This window comes from Mesorhizobium sp. B2-3-4, assembly GCF_006442315.1.
In the GTDB taxonomy this organism is placed as follows: Bacteria; Pseudomonadota; Alphaproteobacteria; order Rhizobiales; family Rhizobiaceae; genus Mesorhizobium.
In genome coordinates, this window is the sequence record NZ_VFVY01000020.1 from 101309 (window position 1) to 122873 (window position 21565).

Sequence of the window (21565 nt, forward strand, 5' to 3'; positions counted from 1 at the left end):
CCTCGCGTGGAGTCGACTACCGACGGTCCGGCGGCAACACGAAATCGACAAGCTGGCTCGGCGAAGCGAAAGGGCCGATCGAATAGGCCGGAGTTGTTATCCGGGCCGCATCCTTGCTGCCCTGGTCGAGGGTTTTTCTTATCCAGGTCGAGGTGGCCGCCAGCGTACCTTTGTCCTCGTAGATCGAGCTATGCCGAAGGCTGAGAAATGCGGGTTTGATCTTCACCACCTCCTCCGAAACGGGCTCCCATGCGGCAGGTGTCGCCGCGGCGGTAATGGACAGCAGGAAATTCTCGACGATGCCTTCCTCGCCGAATACCGGCGCATGCAATGCGCGCGGAATCACAAGCGTCGGCAAAAGGGCGATGCCGGCGGTGATGGGCAGTGCCAGGAAGGCGGCGGGCAGACCGAGCCAGAAGTACAGGGTCATGATCTCGTCTGCACTATAGTCGGGCCGAAACATCACCCACAAAACGAGATAGGGAACGATCAGGCTGACGCCGCAGATGAAAAAGACCGGGTTCGAGAGCGTCCGGCTCAAAGTGAAGGTTCCAATGAGGGCCCTGCGCGCCTCGTCGCCAACTGGCGCAAACGCAAGCAGCGGGATTCCACTGATCGATGGCGGACACAGCTCCGCAAATAGACCCAGTTGCGTCTTTGACAGTCTCTCCGCAATCGCTACCGTCTTGCTTGCGATGAAGCCCAGGTAGACCTCCTTCAACAGCTTGAACAAGCCGTACAGGATGGGCAAGGCCACGAGATTGATGAACCCGCCACTGTGGAGGATGCGCTCGACGATATCGCCGGAATAGATACCAACCAGGGTGATCGCGGCGACCATTGCCAGGACCAGCAATGAGATTGCCTGCAAGGCAAAAAGCCGCACGATCCAGTAAAGCAAGGGAGTGAAGCTTCGCGCCTCGACGACAAAGAACGGCGTGGCTAAAGTGACGACGCCGGACGCCCGTCGCGCCACCGTCTCGCTCCTCATCGAATACTGGACCACGGCACCCCCATGGCTGTGGGCTATCAATATCAGCGGAGCCTCGTCGTCTTCGGCAAAATTGCGGGCAACGAAGTTCGCCAGGTTCTTGCCTGCCCGGAGCCGCGCCCGGTGCAGGTTGAATCCGGACCAGTTGAACACCTTGATATCGGCGTCGGGAAACTCCCCCACGAGCATGCTATGGAGCGATGAGTTCTCCTTGCACCAATTCGCATGCCGCGCGAATGTGCCGTGAACAAGTATGATGTTCAGACGATCTTTCATGCTCCCCTTGATCAGGAATACGTAATGTTTTGATTGCGAGCAAGCCACGTTGGCGGACGGCGCGGCTGCTTGCCCAGCCGCCCTGCATGAAGCAGGATCGCTGTCGACCATCCGCAATACCGCCTCTCCCTGGAACCAATGATGACCGATGCCAGCCTGCACCTCGTAGAAGCAACGATCGACCAACTGCGCCGCGCGCTGGAGGACGGCCTCGTCACCAGCGTCGAACTGGTCGCGGCGTATCTCAGGCGCATCGCGCATTTCGACCGGCATGGCATCAGCCTCAACGCGGTCCCGGTGCTCAATCCCGATATGTTCGAGGAGGCCGCAGCTTCCGACCAACGTCGGCGTAACGGCACCCTGCTCGGGCCGCTCGACGGCATCCCCTACACCGCCAAGGACAGCTACAAGGTCAGGGGCCTGACTGTCGCCGCCGGCTCGCCGGCCTTCGAGCATCTCGTCGCCAATGAGGACGCCTTCACCATCGCCCGCCTGCGCGCCGGCGGCGCGGTGCTGATCGGCCTCACCAACATGCCGCCCATGGCCAATGGCGGCATGCAGCGCGGCGTCTATGGCCGCGCCGAAAGCCCCTACAATGGCGACTTCCTGACCGCCGCCTTCGCCTCGGGCTCATCGAACGGCTCGGGCACCGCGACGGCGGCCAGCTTCTGCGCCTTCGGGCTCGGCGAGGAGACCTGGTCGTCCGGCCGCGCGCCGGCCACCAACAATGCGCTGGTCGCCTACACACCCTCGCGCGGCGTGATTTCCGTGCGCGGCAACTGGCCGCTGGTGCCGACCATGGACGTGGTGGTGCCGCACACGCGCAGCGTGCCCGACATGCTGGAGCTTCTCGATGTCATTGTCGCAGACGACCCGGAAACCCGTGGCGATTTCTGGCGCGCGCAGCCCTGGGTCGCCCTGCCCAAAAGCTCCGCGTCACGACCGCAACGCTACACCGATCTCCCACTGGCGGGATCGTTGAAAGGCAAGCGGCTCGGCGTGCCGCGCATGTATATCGGCCGCGACGACGGCGCCGATGCCCCGATCGAGACCCGCCCCTCGGTGCTTGATCTCTGGGAGCAGGCGGCAGCCGATCTTACCCGGCTTGGCGCCGAATTGGTCGAGGTCGATTTTCCCGTCGTCTCCAACTACGAGCGCGACCGTCCCGGCGCACACACCATGGTCGAGCGCGGCCTGGTGCCGCAGGACTTCGCCGGCCGCGAACTCTGGGACCTCTGCATCTGGGGTTGGGACGACTTTTTGCGCGCCAATGCCGACCCGGCCCTGCCCGATCTCGCCTCGGTCGACGGCCCGAAAATCTTCCCGCAGCCGCCCGGCACGCTGCCCGACCGCTACGAAGGTGGCTTCGACCTGAGGGAGTATGTCGAGCGCGCCAAAACCGGCGTCACGCCGTTCAGGGATATACCGACGCTGGAAGAGGGCCTGAAGGGGCTGGAAGCGACAAGGCGCATCGATTTCGAGGACTGGCTCGCCGCCAACGGGCTCGATGCCGTGGTGCTGCCGGCCGCCGCCGATGTCGGCCCGGCCGATGCCGACATCGACGAGGCGTCCGCCGATCTTGCCTGGCGCAACGGCACCTGGGTCGCCAACGGCAATCTTGTCTGGCGCCATTTCGGCATCCCGACCGTCACCGTGCCGATGGGCACCATGGCCGACATCGGCATGCCGGTCGGCCTCACCTTCGCCGCCAGGGCCTATGACGACGAAAACCTGCTGCGCATGGCCGGCGACTACGAGCGCGCCACGCGGCGCCGCGCCCGGCCGCCGCGCACGCCGGAATTGGCGGGCGAGGCATTTTCGCGCCGGCCGGTCCGGCCTGGCGGAAGCAACACCGCGGCGGTCGCCATCACGCTCGCTGCCGAGACGCTGGTTTCGGGCGACAGGGACGAGATCATCATCATGCTCGACCTGCCCGATGACGCGGCCGACAACGAGGGACTCCACGTCCAGTTGCATGTCAATGGACAGGCCGTCGAGATGCGGCGGGCCGGCGCGCGCCTCACTGGCCGCGCGCTCGTTCCAGCCGCCGAGCACCGGCGCGTCCACAGCGTCTGGCGCGGCTCCTATGGGTCGATCGTGACGGCGGTCGTGCGACTGGAGGATGGCCGCGCCGCCGGTGCCTATGTGGTGACCGGCGGGATTGGATGAGCGCCGGCGATTAGGAAGGCAGCGAAGCCAGCCATTCTTCCCAAAATTCCTGTTGCATATGGACGAAAACCGGAACCACGTCGACGCCATCATCAAATATGTCGACCAGATCGGTCTCCTGGGAAATTGCCCCGCCTTCACCTTGCAGGCTATCAATCCGCGACTTTTCTCCATCACCGTGTTTTCCGGATAGACATTGGCACTTGCTCCATAACAGAAGGGCAGTAAGCCATCGACTTCCAGCGCCTGACGGATCTGGAACAGAGCTTCGAAAAAGTCTTCCTCTTCCGCCTTGATCACCTTGTCCCGGTAGGCACATGTCAAGCTGCAGACTGCGCCCTCGACATGCAGTGTAAACACGGCTTCCTCGTCTCCGCCCGTGCCCCCTCCGATCAAGAACACCCTCCGCTGATGATCCATTCCTATTTCGCCCATTGCCATCGACGGGGACATTAGTGCCAGATTCACCGGCTTTCCAGCCATCGCCGATGGAGCATTCAACGGTGAGAATGCATGAAAGGACGGGCCGACCCGCTCGCCGCTTGTGTTGCGCCGCTACAGCACCGACCATGCGGCCCCGCACAGCTTCAAGGATCAGCCATGATCAAGGTCAAGCAACTCGCCCATGTCTGCATCTTCGCCAATGACCTCGAAGAGACACGGCGCTTCTATCGCGATGTCCTGGGCATGGACATTCGGTTCAATTTCCTGCGCGACGGCGCGGTGTTCGGTTTCTACCTCGATTGCGGCGGCCGCAGCCATGTCGAGGTTTTCCAGAAGGACGGAGCCAGGTTCAGCGAGACGAACCAGATCAACCATTTCTGTCTGGAGGTGGAGAACATCGACGCCGCGATCGCGCACATCGCATCCAGGGGCGTTGAGGTCACCGCCAGGAAGCTCGCCTGTGACGACACCTACCAGGCCTGGCTCAGCGACCCCAATGGCGTGAAGATCGAACTCTTCGAATACACCGGCAAGAGCGCGCAGTTCACCGGCGGCGACCGGGTAGCGGACTGGTAGCTATCCACGCGCGGCCCACAGCAGACCACGCTCGGCAATGGTGGCCATTTCCGGCACGGCGAACTCATCCGCCGTGTGCCCGAGCGAACTGTAAAAGACCTTGCCGGCGCCATACCGGCGCTTCCACACCACCGGCATGACCACGCCGCCAAGGCCTGGGAAATGCGCGTCGGTGAAGCTGGTCGTCGCCAGCACGTCGTTGGCCGGATCGACATGCATGTAATACTGCTCCGACCGATAGGCGAAATCACCGACGCCGCTCGTGATCGGATCGTCCGGCCTTGAGATGACGACAGTGTAGTCGATGATATCGCCGGGGTGCGCGACCCACTGGCCGCCGGTCATGAACTGGTAGTCGGGCTCGTTGCGGAAGCTGTCGCCCATCGTGCCGTGAAAGCCGCCGAGCCCGCTTCCCCAGCGAACGGCCTGCGTCAGGTTCCTCAACTCGGCCTTTTCGATCGCCGACATGGTGATGACGGGTACGATGAGATCGAATGAGGCAAGGTTTGGATCGGCGAACATTTCGGTGCCATGGCCGAGCGTCACCGTGAATCCATTGCGCTCCAGCATGTCGCGCACGATTTTGGCGCTGCGCTCAGGCGTGTGGCCTTCCCAGCCGCCCCAGGCAATCAACGCCGTCTTCTGCATGCCGTGAACTCCATCCTGCTCCCCGCGGATGGTTACACGGCGCGGCCGTCAGCGCCAGCCCAGCCCCGGCGCGACATGGGTCAGGATCGCTTCCAGCACATGAGCGTTGTAGTCGACGCCGAGCTGGTTGGGCACGGTGAGCAGCAGCGTGTCGGCCTCGGCGATCGCCTCGTCCTGCGCCAGTTCCCTGATCAGCACGTCAGGCTCGGCGGCGTAGCTGCGGCCGAAGATGGCGCGCGTGTTCTCCTCGATGAAGCCGATCTGGTCGCGGCTCTCATTGCCGCGCCCGAAATAGGCCCGGTCGCGGTCGTCGACCAGGGCGAAGATGCTGCGGCTGACCGAGACGCGCGGCTCGTGGCTGTGCCCGGCCGCCTTCCAGGCTTCGCGATAGGCGCGGATCTGCTCGGCCTGCTGGACGTGGAACGGCTTGCCGCTCTCATCGAATTTCAGCGTCGAGCTCTGCAAGTTCATGCCGAGCTTGGCCGCCCATTCCGAGGTTGCGTTGGTGGCCGCGCCCCACCAGATGCGCTCGCGCAAGCCTTCCGAATGCGGCTCGAGCCTGAGCAGGCCGGGCGGGTTGGGGAACATCGGTCTTGGATTGGGCTGGGCAAAACCCTCGCCGCGCAACGTGTCGAGGAAAACCTCGGCGTGATGGCGCGCCATGTCGGCCTCGCTGTGGCCCTCCTGCGGCACATAGCCGAAATAGCGCCAGCCATCGATGACCTGCTCGGGTGAGCCACGGCTGATGCCCAATTGCAGTCGCCCACCGGCGATGATGTCGGCCGCTCCCGCGTCCTCGGCCATGTAGAGCGGGTTCTCGTAGCGCATGTCGATGACCGCCGTGCCGATCTCGATGCGGCTGGTCCTGGCGCCGACCGCCGCCAGCAGCGGGAATGGCGAGGCAAGCTGGCGTGCGAAATGATGCACGCGGAAATAGGCGCCGTCCGCGCCCAGCTGCTCGGCGGCGACGGCAAGATCGATGGATTGCAAGAGCGCGTCGGAAGCCGAGCGCACCTGCGATTGCGACGAGGGCGTCCAGTGCCCGAATGACAGGAAACCGATTTTTTTCATGGTCATGAAGTATATGCGGGCGGCACATGCTTCAATGGCGAAAGAGCAGGGTTACACACCGTCGCCTTTCGGCGTGCCGAAGGGATTGACCGCCATGGAGGGTGGGATGCTGAAGGGGATCCGCATCGTCGAGATCGAGGCGCTGGGGCCGGCGCCCTTCGCCGGCATGCTCTTCGCCGACCTCGGCGCCGACGTCATCGTCGTCCATCGCAAGCAGGCATCGATGCCGGGCATGCCCGAGCGCTCGCTGCTCGATCGCGGCAAGCGCTCCATCGCGCTCGACCTGAAGGATGAGGCCGACGCGGCCGTGCTGACGTGCCTGATCGCCACCGCGGACGGGCTGATCGAAGGGTTCCGGCCCGGCGTCATGGAACGTCTCGGGCTTGGCCCGCGAGACTGCTTCGCGGTCAACAAGCGCCTGGTCTATGGCCGCATGACCGGCTGGGGCCAGGAGGGGCCGCTGGCCCACACAGCCGGTCATGACATGAATTATGCCGGCGTGTCCGGCGCGCTCTGGTACGCCTCCGCGCCGGGCGAACCGCCCATGGCGCCGCCGACTTTGGTCGGCGACATTGGCGGCGGCGCGCTCTATCTGGCGATCGGCATGCTGGCCGCCATCATCGGCGCCCGAGCCACCGGCGAAGGCACCATCGTCGATGCCGCGATCGTCGACGGCTCGGCCCACATGATGAACCTGCTGATGTCGCTCGGCCAGTCCGGCGCGCTTGCCGCCGAGCGCGGCCGCGGCCTGCTCGACGGGCCGCACTGGTGCCGCGTCTACCGCACGTCCGACGGCGGCTTCATCAGCGTCCAGTGCCTGGAGCCGAAATTCTATGCCCTCTTCCTCGACAGGCTTGGCCTTGCCGCCGATCCGCAATTCGCCAGCCAGTTCGATCGCGATCTGTGGCCCGGGCTTTGCGATCGGCTGGCGGCGATCTTTGCCACGCGGCCACGCGACGAGTGGGTCAAGCTGTTCGAAGGGTCGGACGCCTGTGTCGGACCTGTCCTCAGCCCCCATGAAGCGGCGCGGCATCCGCACATGGCCGCGCGCGGCACATGGCTGACAGCGGACGGCGCCTTGCAGGCTGCGGCCGCGCCACGCTTTTCCGGATGGACGCACGGCATGCCGGCGAAAAGCCCCGCGCGCGGCGAGCACGACGCCGAAATCCGTGCCGAGCTGGCGGAACCTTGATGGCTCCGTGGTAGGCTATGCCAGCCAGTGTTCGCTGGCAGCCTGCTGCCTGAGATGGCTGGCAAATTCAGGACGAGGTTCCATGGCGGTTCGGCCGATCGTGAAATACCCCAGCCCCCTTCTGCGGATCGTCACGGATCCCGTCCGGCATTTCGACGAGGATTTGCGGCAGCTGGCGGCGGACCTCGTCGACACCATGCGTGCCGCGCCCGGCATCGGCATCACCGGCTCGCATATCGGCGTGTTGCAGCGTGTCGTCGTCATCGAGCTGCCCGGCGCCGGCAAGCCCTCCATCTATGTCAATCCGGCCATCGTCGAGGCCTCGACCGAGATGATCCGTCACACCGAAGGCAGCATTTCGATGCCGGGCGTGACCGAGGAGCTGGAGCGCCACGCCCGCGTCAGCGTCGGCTTCCAGGACCTGGACGGCGCCGAGCATGTCGAGGAGGCAGAGGGTCTGCTGGCGGTTTGCCACCAGCACGAAATCGACCAGCTCGACGGGCTGTTCTGGATTCAGAGGCTTTCACGCCTGAGGCGCGACCGGCTGATCAAGCGCTACGGCAAGCTGGCGGGATCGTCCCGACAGTCTATTTCCCGCAGTGATGATCGTTGATGTGGTTGATGGCAAAGCCATCGGGGCCTGTACGGTCATAGGAACATGGCCCTGCGCCGGTGGTGAACAGCTGCTGGTCATAATAGCGCGGGCCGCCGAACAGGAAGTCGAAGAGGTTGTCGTCTGCCGGCACATAGCGCTGCTGGTCGATGTGCTTGTAATGCCTGGTCCCGGCGAACGCCGAAGAAGCCGCGCCGCAACCCACGGCCAGTGCGAGAGCGCATATCGCAAGCGATTTCATGGTCATCGGCAAAACCTTCCTGACTGCCTAAAGTCCATAATATAGCGAAAATCGTCAAAGAGACAAAAGTTCCGGGTGAGGCGACGTGACCATGGCGCCGTCCGCGTCCGGACCGAACTGCACAGCGCATCAGAAAATCGAAATTGCCCCTGCCGCCCCGAGCCGCGATGGTCTGGTGGGAGGCAGCCGGCTCAAGGCTGCGGAGGAATTGCCGGACGGCAGGGCTGCCGGCAGGCTGCCGCTTGGAGCTGGCAGCGAGGGAGGTAGGACATTGGCTGGTTCGGGCAAATCCGACACCGCGCGCCCGGGCATCAAAATGTCCCAGGAACTCGTCGTCGTGGCGATCTCGGCCGTCCTCTTCGTCGTGTTCTCGGCGACGCTCAACAATTTCCTGAGCCAGGGCAACATCCTCGCCATTCTGAAGAACGTCTCGATCCTCGGCACGCTTGCCGTCGGCATGGGGTTCATCGTCGTCGGCCGCGGCATCGATCTCACCATGGTGGCTGTGATGGTCGTCGGCGTCGCCTTCTCGATCTGGATCTCCACCTGGGGCGTCGACTTCACGCTGGCCGTCATCTGCGGCGCCATCCTGGTCGCGGTCATCGGCCTGTTCACCGGCATCATGGTGGCGGTGGCCGAAATCCCGCCGATCTTCGCCACCCTGGCGATCGCCTCCTCGGTCTACGGCTCCGGCCGCATCGTCTTTGCGTCCGACGTGCTCTATGCCCCCTCCGATATCGGCTGGCTGAAATTCGTCGGCAACGGCACCATCCTGGGCATCCCGATGTCCGTCATCATCTTCGCCGCCGTGGCCGCGCTCATGGGCTTCTTCCTCAGGAAGACCCGCTTCGGCCGGCTGGTCTATGCCACCGGCGACAACCCGAACGCGGCCCGCACCACCGGCCTGCCGACGCGCCCGATCATCGTAACGCAATATGTCATCAGCGCCCTCATTGCCTATACCGCCGGCATCATCATGCTGGGGCTGGTCACCGGCATCGACACGCGCCTCTACAATTCCAGCCTGATCTACGACGTGCTGCTGGTCGTCGTGCTAGGCGGTATCGGCCTCTCCGGCGGCCAGGGTGGCGTGCGCAACGTCATCGTCGGCACCATCCTGGTCGGCATCCTGACCAACGGCATGACGATCCTGAACTTCAGCTACACCAGCCAGAACCTGATCAAGAGCGTGATCCTGCTGGGCGCGCTGGCGATCGACGCCATCATCAATCCCCGCGACGAGCAGACCTCGCAGAGCGGCGACATCTGAAACAAAGAACTCACATCAAATCAGGGAGGAAACCAATGAAACTGTTCAAGAACTGCCTGCTGGCGGGCCTGACAGCGCTGACGCTGCTGGGTGCGGCGCAAGTCACCACCGCACAGGAAACCGACCAGGTCGGCCGCTCGACCTATCTCGAGGCGCTGAAGGGCAAGAAGGTCATCTTCGTGCCGATCTCGCAGGGCATGGACCTCAACCAGGCCTGGGTGGTGGTGTGGCAGCGGCACGCCGCCCGCTACGGCTTCAGCCTCGAAGTGCGCGATCCCTCCGGCGACACCAATGCCGGCATCCGCGCCATGCAGGGCGCCATCGCCGAGAAGCCCGACCTGATCATCGTGCAGAACCCCGATGTCCAGACCTATGCGCGCCTGTTGAAGCAGGCGCAGGCCGCCGGCATCAAGGTGCTGCAGGTCAACATGCAGTCGGCGACGCAGACCGACTCCTATGTCGGCAATGACTGGATCGAGATGGGCCGCCTCGAAATGGGCGAATTGGCCAAGCACTGCACCGGGCCGAACGCCGTCTCGCACAAGGTGGTCTGGCTTGCCGGCGTCCAGACGGGCGCGGCCAACATCTACATGCGCACCGGCATCGACGAGGTGCTGAAGGCCAATCCCGAGCTGCAGCTCGTCTCCGACCAGCCGGCCGACTACATGAGCGAAAAGGCCCGCCAGATCACCGAGACGGTCCTTCAGCAGCATCCGGACCTGTGCGGCATCATGGGCATCTGGGACAATGCCGAGGTCGGCGCGGGTGCAGCCGTCGTTGCCGCCGGCAAGCAGGACCAGGTGACGATCGTCACCAATGGCGCCGGCAGCGCCACCGGCTGCGAGAGCATCAAGAACGGCCTGCTCGACGTGATCTTCAACTTCAACGCCCCGATCCAGGCCGAGATCGCCGCCCAGCAGATTTCCGAACTGCTGCAGCAGCCCGACCGCAAGGCCGGCAGCGAGAAGACCATCTTCTTCGGCCCGATCACCCGCGTCGACAAGACCAACGCAACCGGCAGGAACTGCTGGAAGCTGGACGAGCTCAAGTAACGGACTTCATTGATGAGCCTGGCCGAAAGCCTAGTGCGCTGGCGCTACCGCCTCCTCCCCGACCACGTGGTCGGGGAGATCCTGACCAAGAAGTGGATCGACAGCGTCATCCCCTTCACGGCGCTGGTGATCCTGTGCGCGATTTTCGGCTCGATCGTGCCGGGCTTCTTCGACCTGACGACGCTGACCAACCTCAGCGGCCAGACCGCCGAGCTTGGCCTGGTCGTGCTCGGCATGACCATCGTCATGGTGTCGGGCGGCATCGACCTGTCGGTCGGCTCGACCTTCGCGCTCGCCGTGCTGGTCACGCTCTACGGCATGAATGTCGAGCAGTGGAGCTTTGGGGTTGGCCTGCTGGCATGCCTTGGCCTCGGCGTCGTCTGCGGCGCCATCAACGGCTTCCTGGTCGGCTTCCTGCGCATGCGGGCGTTCCTCACCACGCTGGTCACGCTCATCATCTACCGCTCGACCTTCGACATCGTCTTCCCGCAGGTCTCGACGCCCATCGTCACCAGCGGCCCGGATTCGCCGGCCTATGATTTCCTCGGCTTCGGCACGATCTGGGGCGTGCCGACCTCCTTCGTCGTCTTTGTCGTCATCGCGCTGGCGATCCACCTCGTCCTGTCGCGCGCCCGCTATGGCTGGCGCCTGTTCGCGGTCGGCGGCGCGCGCCGCTCCGCCTACAATGCCGGCATCAATGTGCGCTTCACCCTGTTCAGCGCCTATGTGCTCTGCTCGGTGCTGGTGGCGCTCTCCGGCTTCTTCTTCTCGGCCCGCATCGGCAGCGCGGCTTCCGACATCGGGACCGGGCTCGAACTGCAGGTGCTGACCGCCACCGTGCTCGGCGGCATTTCTCTGGGCGGCGGGCGCGGCTCGGTCGCCAAGGCGCTGATGGGCACCGTCTTCGTGCTCGTCCTGTCGAACAGCCTGCTTGCGCTCGCCGTGCCCGGCCCCGTCAACTTCCTGATCCTCGGCTTCGTGCTGCTGCTCTCGGTGCTGCTCGACGTCCGCTGGGTCAAGAACCGCCACAAGATCCTGCGCAGCGTCTACATCTCGCCGACCTTCGCCAAGATGCCGCAGGCGATCTCGACGGCGCCCGGCGCGCCAATGGCGGTGAACGACCGGCTGAAGGACGTCGGCGTCATCGGCCTCGGCTTCCTCGACGGCGCCGAGGATGTGATCTTCGACCGGCAGGACCGCCTCTATACCGGCAGCCGGCAGGGCGACATACTGCGCTTCCAGCCGCCGCATTACACCGAGAGCGAAGTGTTCGCCCATATTGGCGGCTCGCCTCTCGGCATGGCTTTCGACCGCGACGACAACCTGGTCATCTGCGTCGCCGGCATGGGCCTTTACCGGGTCGCCCCGAATGGCGATGTCAAGCTGCTGACGGCCGAGACCAACCGTTCGCTGACATCGGTGGTCGACGACTCCACCATGAAGCTCGCCGACGACTGCGATATCCTGCCCGATGGCCGCATCGTCTTCTCCGAGGCGACCGTGCGCTTCGAGATGCACGACTGGTATGCCGACGCGCTGGAAAGCCGCGGCAATGGCCGCATCATTGTCCACGATCCCCGGACCGGCGCGACGCGCACGCTTTTGTCCAACCTCGTCTTCCCGAACGGCATCTGCACGGCCTTCGACGGCCAGTCGGTTCTGTTCGCCGAAAGCTGGGCCTGCCGCATCAGCCGCTACTATTTCGACGGCCCCAAGAAGGGCAAGGTCGAGCGCGTTCTCGAAGGTTTGCCGGGCTATCCCGACAACATCAACCGCGCCTCCGACGGCACCTACTGGCTGGCGCTGATGGGCATGCGCACGCCGGCGCTCGACCTGTCGCTGGAAATGCCGGGCTTCCGCCGCCGCATGGCGCGGCGGGTGTCGGAGGACGCCTGGCTGATGCCAAATCTCAACACCGGCTGCGTGCTGCGCTTCGACGAGAACGGCCAGATCCTCGAAAGCCTGTGGGACCAGGTCGGCGAGAAGCATCCGATGATCACCTCGATGCGCGAGCACAAGGGCATCCTCTATCTCTGCGGCATCTTCAACAACCGCATGGGCACGCTGCCCCTAAAGGGCGTCGATCCTGACTGGTTCAGCTCGGATTCCTACTGGGGCAAGAAGCCATGAGCGGTTTGAGCCAGCTTTTTGACCGCTTCCTCGGCCGTGGCGATTGGGCCGTCACGGTGCCGACCCTCGACGGCCCGCTCCTGCCCAACCAGAGGCTGGAAGAGGCCGAGCCATTTGCCGGTCTCGCCGAGGCCGACAATCTCGTGCGCACCGACAAGGGCATCCTGGCCAGCAGCGCGAACCGGCTGATGCGCTTCGGCGCCGACGGCCATGCCGAGACGCTGCAGGAATTTCCCGGCGACATCACGGCCCTTGCCCATGCCCGCGGCATGACCGCGATGGCCATCGACGGCAAGGGCGTCGTCATTCGCGGCGGCCTGCATGACGGGCGTGAAGCAACCGGTGACGAGGCCCGGCGTCTCTCCTGCGTCACCGCCCTCACCTTCCTCGACAGCAACACCTTGCTGGTGGCCAACGGCTCGGGGACGCTGCCGGCAAGCGGCTGGCGCCGCGACCTGATGCAGAAGAACGCGTCCGGCTCGCTCTGGCGCCTCGATCTGAAAAGCGGCCGGCTGGAGCTGATCCGCGACGGCCTCGCCTGGCCGGCCGGCATCGCCACCACCGGATCCAACCGCGTCTACGTCACCGAAGCCTGGCGCCACCGCGTGCTGGCGATCGACCTTGCCACAAGGGCGACGCTGCCCGTGCTGGAACATCTGCCGGCCTATCCAGCCCGCATCGCGCCGGCCTTCAACGCCGGCTACTGGCTGACCTTCTATTCCGTGCGCAACCAGCTGGTGGAGTTCATCCTGCGCGAGGAGGCCTACCGCAAGCGCATGCTGGCGGAAGTCCCGGAAGCCTACTGGATGGCGCCGTCGCTCGGCTCGTGGCGCGACTATCGCGAGCCGATGCAAGGCAGCCAGTTGAAGCAGATGAACGTGCTGAAGCCCTACGCCGTCACCCGGTCTTACGGGCTGGTGGTGCATTGCGACCAGAACATGAAGCCGCTGTCGAGCTTCCATTCCCGCGCCGACGGCAAGGTGCACGGCACGCTGAGCGCCTGCGAGGCGGGCGATGACCTGCTCGTCGCCTCGCGCGGCGGCTCCAGGATCGTGCGTGTGGCCGCCGCCGCCGGCGGCAAGCGGGGTTAAGCGATGTCGGACGCCAACATCATCGAACTCAGGAACGCGGCCAAGGCCTTCTCGCGCATCCCCGCCTTCAAGAACGTCGATTTCGACCTGCGCAAGGGCGAAATCCACGCACTGCTCGGCGAAAACGGCGCCGGCAAGTCGACCTTGACCAAGGTGATGGCCGGCGTCTTCAAGCTGACCGAGGGCAAGATGACCTTCGACGGCAAGGAGGTGTCCTTTTCGACACCCGCCGAAGCCCTGCGCGCCGGCATCGCCATGGTGTTCCAGGAAACCAATCTCGTGCCGGCCATGACGGTGGCGCAGAACCTCTATCTCGGCGAGGAGAAGATGTTCAACCGGCTGCGCGGCCTCTACATCCAGGCGCGCCAGTTCCTCGCCGGCATGGGTTTCCAGGTCGATCCGACCGCGCAGGTCAGCACGCTGGGTGCGGCGCACAAGCAGATGGTCGAGATCGCGCGCGCCGTCCACCACAAGGCCCGCGTCATCATCTTCGACGAGCCGACCGCGACATTGACGCCCGAGGAGAAGAGCCACTTCTTCAACCTTTTGCAGCGCCTGGTGAAGGAAGGCATCGCGGTGATCTTCATCACCCATGCGCTGGAAGAAGCGCTTGCGGTGGCCAACCGTATCACCGTCATGCGCGATGGCGAGATCGTCGCGTCCGGCGATGCCAAGGGCTTCACGCGCGCCTCGATCGTGCAGGCCATGGTCGGCCGCACGCTGACCGAGACGCTGCATGGCGAGGTCAAGCGCACGGCGCGCCCCTATGGCGACAAGGTGCTTTCGGTCGAGAACCTGTCCTGCGCCGGCCTGGTGCGCAACTCCTCCTTCTCGGTGTTCTCGGGCCAGGTCACCGGCATGTTCGGTCTTGTCGGCGCCGGCCGCACGGAAATGGCCAAGGTCGTGGCCGGCCTGTTGAAGCGCAACATTTTCCATGGCGGCGAAATCCGCCTGCTCGGCAAGTCGGTGCGCTACCGCGTGCCCAGGCCCGCGGTGCGCGACGGCATCGTCTATGTCACCGAGGACCGCAAGGTCGACGGCTTCTTCGAAACCATGACGGCGGGCGAGAACCTGCAGATGGGGGAACTGACCGACGGCGCCAATCCGGTCTCCATGGTGTCGCTGGCACGCGCCAGGCAGCTCGCCCGCGAATGGGGCGAGCGGCTGAGCCTGCGCCAGATCAGCGACCGTGCCCGGATGATCGAGCTTTCCGGCGGCAACCAGCAAAAGGTCGTGATCGCCAAATCGCTGATCCAGAAGCCGAAGCTGGTGATTTTCGACGAGCCGACGCGCGGCGTCGACGTCGGCGCCATCGTCGAGATCCATCAGCTCATCAGCGAGCTCGCCGACCAGGGCATGGCCGTCGTCGTCATCTCGTCCTATCTGCCTGAGATTCTTGCGGTTTCCGACCGTATCCTGGTAGTCAAGCGTGGCCGTGTGGTGGAAGAGATGATGTTGTCGGAAGCGACCGAGGAACGCGTCATGTTCGCCGCGGTCCATTGATCCCCGGCTGAACCGGATAGCTTTGCTGGCTAATCCAGGACCAACGCCTGGCCCGGCCTATTGCCTTGCAATCACTTCCGCGTCTCAATAGGTCAGGAGGCCAGATCACCTGCCCGAACGGACATGTCCAGCATCAACCTCAAACTTCTGCAGACATTCCTGCTTGCCGCCGAAAACGGCAGCTTCCGGCGCGCCGCCGAAGAGAGCAACCGCTCGCCATCGGCCGTCTCCATGCAGATCCGCGATCTCGAGGAACAGATCGGCATCTCGCTCTTCATCCGCACCGCGCAGCGCGCCAGCCTGACGCCGGAGGGGCAGATCCTGTTCGAGGAGATCGCCAACGCCATGTCGCAGGTGCAGACCAGCCTCGACCGGCTGACCGAGATCGCCGCGCGCCGCAAGGGCAAGGTGCAGATCGCCTGCGCGCCCACCCTTGCGGCAAGCCGGCTGGGCGACATCCTGGCCACCTTCAAGCTGCGCTATCCCCGCTCGATCGTCGAGGTCATCGAACTGCCGCCGCAGGCGGCACTCAGCCTGCTGCAACAGCAGGAAGTCGAGTTCTATATCGGCCCCGAATTGCCGAACCTGACGGACTTCCAGTTCGAATCGATCCTCGACGATCCGCTGATGGCCTGCATTCCCACCGAAATCCATGGCGGCGAAAAGAAGCTGCTTTTGTCCGACCTGCAACGCTTCCCGCTCATCCTGCTCAATCGCAAGACGGCGGTGCGCGGCCTCGTCGACCGGCTGACGGCGGCGGAGGGCATCGAGCTCAAGCCGCAATACGAGGTCGAGAGCGCCCAGACGGCGGTGGCGCTGGTGTGTTCGGGACTGGGCGTCTGCGTCGTGCCCGGCATCGCCATCTCGCGCAATGACGAGCGCATGCGCGTCGTGCCGATCGACCATCGCGACGCCCACCGCTCCGTCGGCATCATCACCGCGCGCGGCTACGTGCACCACTCCTTCTCCGAACAGCTGATGAACCTCATCCGCACCAACCTGCGCGAACTGGCACATTGATTGAGATCAGAAAAGCCCCCCCTACTTCGTCATCCTAGGGCGAAGCAAGGAGCGAAGCGACGCGCGCAGACCCTAGGATCCATTCCGTGACGTCGGTCGAAAAATGCTGCGGTCCAGGATAGAAGGCGCTCGCTTTGACAGCTAACGTCAGTCGATGACCGGCTATGTCTACATGACCTCAGGTAAGAAGCGCGGCACGATCTATATCGGCGTCACCAATGATCTTGGCCGCCGCATGCCCGAACACAAGTCCGGGCAAGGGTCGCAGTTCACCAGTCGGTACGGCGTGCAGCGGCTGGTCTGGTACGAAGAATATTTCGATATCACCGATGCTATTCAGCGAGAAAAATCACTGAAGCGCTGGTTAAGACAGTGGAAGATTGACCTCATCGAGAAAGCGAATCCAGATTGGTTTGAGCTTTTCCGCGGAACCGGGTGGTGACCGTTCTGCACCGTCGCAACGCCTTGATGTCACGGAATGGATCCTAGGGTCTGCGCGCGTCGCTTCGCTCCTTGCTTCGCCCTAGGATGACGAACGCTGGGGAAGCGCAGTTGTCGGCCACTCGCAGGCCGCCCTCACCTGAATATCGGTACACCCGTCAGTCGGTCTGAATCCAGACCGCCTTGGTTTCCAGATACTCATGCAGATGCTCGACGCCGCCCTCGCGGCCATAGCCTGACATCTTCATGCCGCCGAACGGCACGGCCGGGTCGATGGCATGGTACATATTGACCCAGACCGAGCCGGCCTTGACGCGCTTGGCCAGCTTGTGCGCGGTGCCGAGATTGGTGGTGAAGATGCCGGCCGCCAGCCCATAAGGTGTCGCATTGGCACGCGCGACCGCCTCGTCCAGCGTGTCGAAGGGCATCGCCGAAATCACCGGTCCGAAAATCTCCTCCCGCGCGATCGTCATCTTGTCCGACACCGCGCCGAAGACGGTCGGCGCGATAAAGTTGCCACCATCGTAGAGCGCGCCCGTCAGCCGCGAGCCGCCGGCGATCAGTTCGGCGCCTTCGTCGCTACCGGCCTTGATATAGCCCTCGACCTTGCCGGCCTGCCTGGCATTGATGAGCGGCCCGATTTCCGTCTCCGCCTCGATGCCATGGCCGATGCGCAGCTTGCCGGCGAACTCGGCCAGCCGGCGCACGAATTCGTCATGGATTTCGCGCGCCACGAACAGCCGCGAGCCGGCGATGCAGATCTGTCCCGAATGCACGAACACCGACATCGCCGCCACAGGCACGGCCTTGTCGATGTCGGCATCGCGGCAGACGATCACCGGCGACTTGCCGCCGAGTTCCAGCGAAACACGCTTGAGGTTGGTGACGCCGGCCCGGGCGATAGCCTGGCCGGTCAAAGTCGAGCCAGTGAAGACGATCTTGTTGACGTCGGGATGTTCGGCGAGCCGTGCCCCGGCCTCCGCGCCGGTACCGGTGACGATGTTGACGACACCGTCGGGAACGCCGGCTTCCTGCATCAGCCTGGCGATCAGCAGCGGCGTCAGCGACGCGTCCTCGGAAGGCTTCAGCACGATGGTGCAGCCGGTGGCGAGCGCCGGCGCAATCTTCCAGATCGAGGCCGCTGTCGGCGCATTCCACGGGATGATCGCGCCCACCACGCCGATCGGCTCGCGCCTTGTGAAGGAGACGATCTCGCCGGGAATGGAATTGTCGATCGTCTCGCCGTGCAAGGCAGTCGCCATGCCGCCATAGAAACGCAACATGCCGATGACCCGACGCCGGTTGGCCAGCGTGCGCGTGATCGGCAGCCCCATGTCGAGCGTGTCGGAAACGCTGAGTTCTTCCCAATGCGTCTCGAACAGATCGGCGATCCTGAGCAGCACGCACTGCCGCTCGTAGGGCGAGAATTTCGACCACGGGCCTTCGAAGGCCGCGCGGGCTGCTGCCACCGCCGCATCGATATCGGCGGCGCCGCCACGTGGCACCGTGGCCAGCACCTCGCCCGTGGCCGGGTTCAGCGCTTGCATCACCGCACCGGATTGCGCCGCGACCCACTTGCCGCCGATGAACATCGGCCGGAATTCGCCATGGTAGAGCGTCATGGCCTTCGCCCTCGGGTCGAAATTCAGCGTCATCTTCTCCTCCTCGGCAATTCCGCTGCGACTATTACGCCCGGTACGGGCGACCTCAAACAAGGAAAGCTAAAAGGGCGTTCAGATAATCGGACTGTGCAATTGCCGCGACTTCCCCGATGGTTTGGCCAACGGAGGAACGGATATGAGACTTGCAGCCAAGGTCGCCATCGTCACCGGCGGCGGTTCGGGATTCGGCGAAGGCATCGTCAGAAAGTTCGTCGAGGAAGGCGCGCTGGTCGTGCTGATGGATCGCGACGAAGGAGCCGCCTCCCGTGTCGCAGGAGAGGTCGGCCAGAATGTGCGGCCGATCGCCGGCGATGTCTCGGCGCTGGAGAGTTTCGCCGCCGCCGCCGATCTTGCCCGCTCCGCCTTTGGCGGCCTCGACATCCTCGTCAACAATGCCGGCGTGGCACAGCCGCCGCTGCCTCTGGAGACCATGGAAGAAGGCCTGTTCGACAGGATCGCCAACGTCAACATGCGCTCGATCTACAATGGCGCGCGTGCCGTGGTGCCGCATTTCAAATCGATCAAGGCGGGCGCCATCCTCAACGTCGCCTCGACCGGCGGCGTCTCGCCGCGTCCGAACCTCACCTGGTACAATGCCTCCAAGGGCTGGGCGATCGCCGCCACCCGGGCTATGGCGGTGGAGCTCGCCCCCTTCGGCATCCGCGTCAACGCCATCAATCCGGTTGCCGGCGACACGCCGCTGCTCTCCACCTTCATCGGCTCGGGCGAGGAGAACCGCGCCCGCGTCATCGCCACCATTCCCATCGGCCGCCTGTCGACGCCGCAGGACATGGGCAATGCGGCGGCTTTCCTGTGCTCCGACGAGGCCAGCATGATCACCGGCGTCGACCTCAACGTCGATGGTGGCAAGTGCATCTGAGGCTCAGGGATATGGGTGCCCACCGATGAAGGAAACTTACGAAATCGCGGTGGTGCATGGCGATGGCATCGGCCCTGAAGTCTGCGCCGCAACGGTGGAGGTGCTGAAGGCGGCGCTTGGGCCGGGCAATCCCCTGCGCTTCACGGACTATCCGGCCGGCGCGGAGCATTTCCTCAAGACAGGACAGAGCTTTCCCGAGCCGACCTTTCAGGCCTGCCGGAACGCCGATGCGATCCTCCACGGCGCCGGCGGCCTGCCCGGTGTCGTGCACCCGGACGGCACCGAAGCCGGCCTCGACTTCACGCTGAAGCTGCGCTTCGAGCTCGACCTCTATGCCAATATCCGCCCGATCAGGCTGTTCGAGGGCGTGCAAAGTCCATTGAGCGGCATCAAGGCCGGCGACATCGACTACATCATCCTGCGCGAGAACAGCGAAGGGCTTTACGCCGCGCGCGGTTCGGGCGCCCTGCTGCGTGGCGAAGTCGCCGTCGACACGCTGGTGCAGACCCGCGACGGCATCGAGCGCATCGTGCGCAAGGCCTTCGAACTGGCCCGCCAGTCCAACGGCGCGCCGCGCGACGGCGTGCGCCGGGTGACCTGCTGTGACAAGGCCAATGTGCTGCGCAGCTACGCCTTCTTCCGCTCCGTCTTCGACGGGGTGGCCAAGGACTACCCCGACATCGCCACCGAACATGCGCTGGTCGACGCCATGGCCATGCATCTCGTGCTGAAACCCGGCCATTTCAACGTCATCGTCTCGGAGAACATGTTCGGCGACATCCTGTCCGACCTTGCCGCCGCCACGGTCGGCGGCATGGGCATGGCGCCGTCGGCCGAGATCGGCGAGAAAAACGGCTTCTTCCAGGCCGCGCATGGCTCCGCGCCGGATATTGCCGGCAAAGGCATCGCCAATCCCTACGGCACGATCCTGTCGGCCGCCTCCATGCTCGACTGGCTCGGTCACAAGCATGTCGATGCAAAGCTCAACCGGGCAGCCGACCGCATCCGCGCCGTCACCGAAGCCTGCCTTGCCGGTGGCCTGCTCAGCGCCGATCTCAAGGGATCGTCCTCGACCCGCGAGATTACCCAGGCCGTGTGCGGGCGCCTCGCGGGCCAGGCATGAGCCGCGCAAGGCTGACGGGCTCGATCTGAGATGGGATCGGTCGATCGCCTGGTTTCGGTCGAGGATTTTCGCCAGCTCGCCCGCCGCCGCCTGCCCGGATCGATCTTCGAATTCGTCGACGGCGGCGCCGGACAGGAGCTGACCCTCGCGGCCAACCGCGCCGACTTCGAGCGCATCCGGCTGATACCGCGCGTGCTGACCGACGTGTCGCGGCCGGATCTGTCCACGTCGCTATGGTCGCAAAGTTTCGCGACGCCGCTGGTGATCAGCCCGATGGGGTCCTGCGCGCTGGTCAGGCCTGGGGCCGACATCGCCATTGCAAGGGCAGCGGCGGCGCGCGGCATCCCCTACACGCTCTCCACCATGTCGACGACCGGCATCGAGCGCATGGCTAAGGCCGTCGAGGGCCCGCTCTGGTTCCAGCTCTACGTGCTCAAGGATTTCGACTTCAACAGGCAGCTGGTGCAGCGGGCGCAGGAAGCCGGCTATTCGACGCTGGTGGTGACCGTCGACCTGCAGGCCGGTGGAAAGCGCGAGAAGGACCTGCGCAACGGCATCTCGATCCCGCTGCGCCCCTCGGCTCGCCACCTCCTCGAAGGCATCCTGCACCCCGCTTGGTCGCTGCGCCTGCTGCGCGGCGGGCTGCCGCAATTCGAGAATGTGCGTGGCTATCTCGGCGACACCAGCGCCGGACTGACCATCGCCGCGCGCGTCGGCGCCAACCTTCATGCCGGCTTCGACTGGGACGATTTTCGCCGCATCCGCGACTGGTGGAAAGGCCGGCTCGTGGTCAAGGGCGTGCTGCATGCCGGCGACGCCGCAAGCCTCGTGGCGGCGAGCGCCGACGGCATCTGGCTGTCCAACCATGGCGGCCGCCAGCTCGACGGCGCCATATCGAGCATCGACGCCTTGCCGGCGATCCGCCATGCGCTGGGCGCCGACGTGCCGATCCTGATCGATTCCGGCATCCGCACCGGCATGGACGTCATCAAGGCCGGGGCAAGCGGCGCGCGCGCGGCCGCGATCGGCCGGGCTGCCCTGTTCGGCGCCGTCGCCGGAGAGGCCGGCGTGACCAGGGTGCTCGAAATACTGCTGGAAGAAATCGCCAACGGGCTGAAACTCGCGGGCACGCCGGCGTTCAGCCGGATTGGTCCCGACCTGATCGCATGATCG

19 protein-coding genes are annotated in these 21565 nt (G+C 64.8%); 14 read left to right on the forward strand and 5 right to left on the reverse strand.

Going from position 1 to position 21565, the window contains the following annotated elements:
* Nucleotides 1-16: 16 nt before the first annotated feature.
* Entirely contained in the window at nucleotides 17-1378 is a 1362-nt protein-coding gene (locus FJ967_RS25880) for a hypothetical protein (RefSeq protein ID WP_140735122.1), read from the reverse strand.
* 30 nt (nucleotides 1379-1408) lie between these two features.
* On the opposite strand from FJ967_RS25880, the gene FJ967_RS25885 reads away from it, so the two are divergent.
* Together FJ967_RS25885 and FJ967_RS25895 are read left to right on the forward strand one after the other, a co-directional pair.
* Complete coding sequence (locus tag FJ967_RS25885) at nucleotides 1409-3436, forward strand: amidase (RefSeq protein WP_140735124.1); 2028 nt, start codon at nucleotides 1409-1411, stop codon at nucleotides 3434-3436.
* A gap of 600 nt (nucleotides 3437-4036) precedes the next feature.
* The gene (locus FJ967_RS25895; protein WP_140735126.1) at nucleotides 4037-4456 is read left to right on the forward strand and encodes a VOC family protein; all 420 of its coding nucleotides are present in this window, start codon (nucleotides 4037-4039) and stop codon (nucleotides 4454-4456) included.
* On the opposite strand, the gene FJ967_RS25900 is transcribed toward FJ967_RS25895, so the two are convergent.
* Nucleotides 4457-5104 (reverse strand): ThuA domain-containing protein, encoded by a 648-nt coding sequence (locus FJ967_RS25900; RefSeq protein WP_140735128.1) that lies wholly within the window; start codon nucleotides 5102-5104, stop codon nucleotides 4457-4459. It abuts the gene before it with no gap.
* 48 nt (nucleotides 5105-5152) lie between these two features.
* Entirely contained in the window at nucleotides 5153-6175 is a 1023-nt protein-coding gene (locus FJ967_RS25905; protein WP_181176145.1) for an LLM class flavin-dependent oxidoreductase, read from the reverse strand.
* 106 nt (nucleotides 6176-6281) lie between these two features.
* Here FJ967_RS25905 and FJ967_RS25910 point away from each other — a divergent pair, with 106 nt between their 5' ends.
* Both FJ967_RS25910 and FJ967_RS25915 read left to right on the forward strand, forming a co-directional pair.
* Nucleotides 6282-7367 carry a CaiB/BaiF CoA-transferase family protein gene (locus tag FJ967_RS25910; RefSeq protein ID WP_140735132.1) on the forward strand — a complete coding sequence of 362 codons (1086 nt, stop codon included), beginning with the start codon at nucleotides 6282-6284 and terminating at the stop codon, nucleotides 7365-7367.
* 82 nt (nucleotides 7368-7449) lie between these two features.
* Nucleotides 7450-7980 carry a peptide deformylase gene (locus tag FJ967_RS25915; protein WP_140735134.1) on the forward strand — a complete coding sequence of 177 codons (531 nt, stop codon included), beginning with the start codon at nucleotides 7450-7452 and terminating at the stop codon, nucleotides 7978-7980.
* Here the strand turns inward: FJ967_RS25915 and FJ967_RS25920 are convergent.
* Complete coding sequence (locus FJ967_RS25920) at nucleotides 7955-8227, reverse strand: hypothetical protein (protein ID WP_140735136.1); 273 nt, start codon at nucleotides 8225-8227, stop codon at nucleotides 7955-7957. The genes FJ967_RS25915 and FJ967_RS25920 overlap by 26 nt on opposite strands.
* Before the next feature lie 310 nt (nucleotides 8228-8537).
* On the opposite strand from FJ967_RS25920, the gene FJ967_RS25925 reads away from it, so the two are divergent.
* From FJ967_RS25925 to FJ967_RS25955, 7 genes are all read left to right on the forward strand, one after another.
* Complete coding sequence (locus FJ967_RS25925) at nucleotides 8538-9491, forward strand: ABC transporter permease (RefSeq protein ID WP_246675389.1); 954 nt, start codon at nucleotides 8538-8540, stop codon at nucleotides 9489-9491.
* 35 nt (nucleotides 9492-9526) lie between these two features.
* The gene (locus FJ967_RS25930) at nucleotides 9527-10543 is read left to right on the forward strand and encodes a sugar ABC transporter substrate-binding protein (protein ID WP_140735140.1); all 1017 of its coding nucleotides are present in this window, start codon (nucleotides 9527-9529) and stop codon (nucleotides 10541-10543) included.
* Between the two features lie 12 nt (nucleotides 10544-10555).
* Nucleotides 10556-12673, forward strand: coding sequence for an SMP-30/gluconolactonase/LRE family protein (locus FJ967_RS25935; RefSeq protein ID WP_140735142.1), 2118 nt, complete (start codon nucleotides 10556-10558; stop codon nucleotides 12671-12673).
* Nucleotides 12670-13764, forward strand: coding sequence for a strictosidine synthase (locus tag FJ967_RS25940; protein WP_140735144.1), 1095 nt, complete (start codon nucleotides 12670-12672; stop codon nucleotides 13762-13764). Before FJ967_RS25935 ends, FJ967_RS25940 begins: the two co-directional genes overlap by 4 nt.
* Before the next feature lie 3 nt (nucleotides 13765-13767).
* Nucleotides 13768-15267 carry a sugar ABC transporter ATP-binding protein gene (locus FJ967_RS25945; RefSeq protein ID WP_140735146.1) on the forward strand — a complete coding sequence of 500 codons (1500 nt, stop codon included), beginning with the start codon at nucleotides 13768-13770 and terminating at the stop codon, nucleotides 15265-15267.
* A gap of 123 nt (nucleotides 15268-15390) precedes the next feature.
* Nucleotides 15391-16287, forward strand: a complete 897-nt coding sequence (locus FJ967_RS25950; RefSeq protein ID WP_140735148.1) for a LysR family transcriptional regulator — start codon at nucleotides 15391-15393, stop codon at nucleotides 16285-16287.
* A gap of 154 nt (nucleotides 16288-16441) precedes the next feature.
* Complete coding sequence (locus FJ967_RS25955; protein ID WP_140735150.1) at nucleotides 16442-16729, forward strand: GIY-YIG nuclease family protein; 288 nt, start codon at nucleotides 16442-16444, stop codon at nucleotides 16727-16729.
* Between the two features lie 157 nt (nucleotides 16730-16886).
* Here FJ967_RS25955 and FJ967_RS25960 read toward each other — a convergent pair whose 3' ends face one another.
* Entirely contained in the window at nucleotides 16887-18383 is a 1497-nt protein-coding gene (locus FJ967_RS25960) for an aldehyde dehydrogenase family protein (protein WP_140735152.1), read from the reverse strand.
* A gap of 142 nt (nucleotides 18384-18525) precedes the next feature.
* Here FJ967_RS25960 and FJ967_RS25965 point away from each other — a divergent pair, with 142 nt between their 5' ends.
* The 3 genes from FJ967_RS25965 to FJ967_RS25975 are packed head-to-tail and all read left to right on the forward strand — an operon-like array spanning nucleotide 18526 to nucleotide 21562.
* Nucleotides 18526-19269: a glucose 1-dehydrogenase gene (locus tag FJ967_RS25965; protein WP_140735154.1), complete on the forward strand. Its 744-nt coding sequence runs from the start codon at nucleotides 18526-18528 to the stop codon at nucleotides 19267-19269.
* A 25-nt stretch (nucleotides 19270-19294) separates the two neighbouring features.
* Nucleotides 19295-20392, forward strand: a complete 1098-nt coding sequence (locus FJ967_RS25970) for an isocitrate/isopropylmalate dehydrogenase family protein (protein ID WP_140735156.1) — start codon at nucleotides 19295-19297, stop codon at nucleotides 20390-20392.
* Nucleotides 20393-20422: 30 nt separating this feature from the next.
* Nucleotides 20423-21562, forward strand: coding sequence for an alpha-hydroxy acid oxidase (locus tag FJ967_RS25975; RefSeq protein ID WP_140735158.1), 1140 nt, complete (start codon nucleotides 20423-20425; stop codon nucleotides 21560-21562).
* Nucleotides 21563-21565 lie beyond the last annotated feature (3 nt).

Coding starts and splice junctions, on each gene's coding strand:
- FJ967_RS25880 (WP_140735122.1), bottom strand. CDS start 1,378: ATGGTCGACAGCGATCCTGCTTCATGCAGGGCGGCTGGGCAAGCAGCC.
- FJ967_RS25885 (WP_140735124.1), top strand. CDS start 1,409: ATGACCGATGCCAGCCTGCACCTCGTAGAAGCAACGATCGACCAACTG.
- FJ967_RS25895 (WP_140735126.1), top strand. CDS start 4,037: ATGATCAAGGTCAAGCAACTCGCCCATGTCTGCATCTTCGCCAATGAC.
- FJ967_RS25900 (WP_140735128.1), bottom strand. CDS start 5,104: ATGCAGAAGACGGCGTTGATTGCCTGGGGCGGCTGGGAAGGCCACACG.
- FJ967_RS25905 (WP_181176145.1), bottom strand. CDS start 6,175: ATGAAAAAAATCGGTTTCCTGTCATTCGGGCACTGGACGCCCTCGTCG.
- FJ967_RS25910 (WP_140735132.1), top strand. CDS start 6,282: ATGCTGAAGGGGATCCGCATCGTCGAGATCGAGGCGCTGGGGCCGGCG.
- FJ967_RS25915 (WP_140735134.1), top strand. CDS start 7,450: ATGGCGGTTCGGCCGATCGTGAAATACCCCAGCCCCCTTCTGCGGATC.
- FJ967_RS25920 (WP_140735136.1), bottom strand. CDS start 8,227: ATGACCATGAAATCGCTTGCGATATGCGCTCTCGCACTGGCCGTGGGT.
- FJ967_RS25925 (WP_246675389.1), top strand. CDS start 8,538: ATGTCCCAGGAACTCGTCGTCGTGGCGATCTCGGCCGTCCTCTTCGTC.
- FJ967_RS25930 (WP_140735140.1), top strand. CDS start 9,527: ATGAAACTGTTCAAGAACTGCCTGCTGGCGGGCCTGACAGCGCTGACG.
- FJ967_RS25935 (WP_140735142.1), top strand. CDS start 10,556: ATGAGCCTGGCCGAAAGCCTAGTGCGCTGGCGCTACCGCCTCCTCCCC.
- FJ967_RS25940 (WP_140735144.1), top strand. CDS start 12,670: ATGAGCGGTTTGAGCCAGCTTTTTGACCGCTTCCTCGGCCGTGGCGAT.
- FJ967_RS25945 (WP_140735146.1), top strand. CDS start 13,768: ATGTCGGACGCCAACATCATCGAACTCAGGAACGCGGCCAAGGCCTTC.
- FJ967_RS25950 (WP_140735148.1), top strand. CDS start 15,391: ATGTCCAGCATCAACCTCAAACTTCTGCAGACATTCCTGCTTGCCGCC.
- FJ967_RS25955 (WP_140735150.1), top strand. CDS start 16,442: ATGACCGGCTATGTCTACATGACCTCAGGTAAGAAGCGCGGCACGATC.
- FJ967_RS25960 (WP_140735152.1), bottom strand. CDS start 18,383: ATGACGCTGAATTTCGACCCGAGGGCGAAGGCCATGACGCTCTACCAT.
- FJ967_RS25965 (WP_140735154.1), top strand. CDS start 18,526: ATGAGACTTGCAGCCAAGGTCGCCATCGTCACCGGCGGCGGTTCGGGA.
- FJ967_RS25970 (WP_140735156.1), top strand. CDS start 19,295: ATGAAGGAAACTTACGAAATCGCGGTGGTGCATGGCGATGGCATCGGC.
- FJ967_RS25975 (WP_140735158.1), top strand. CDS start 20,423: ATGGGATCGGTCGATCGCCTGGTTTCGGTCGAGGATTTTCGCCAGCTC.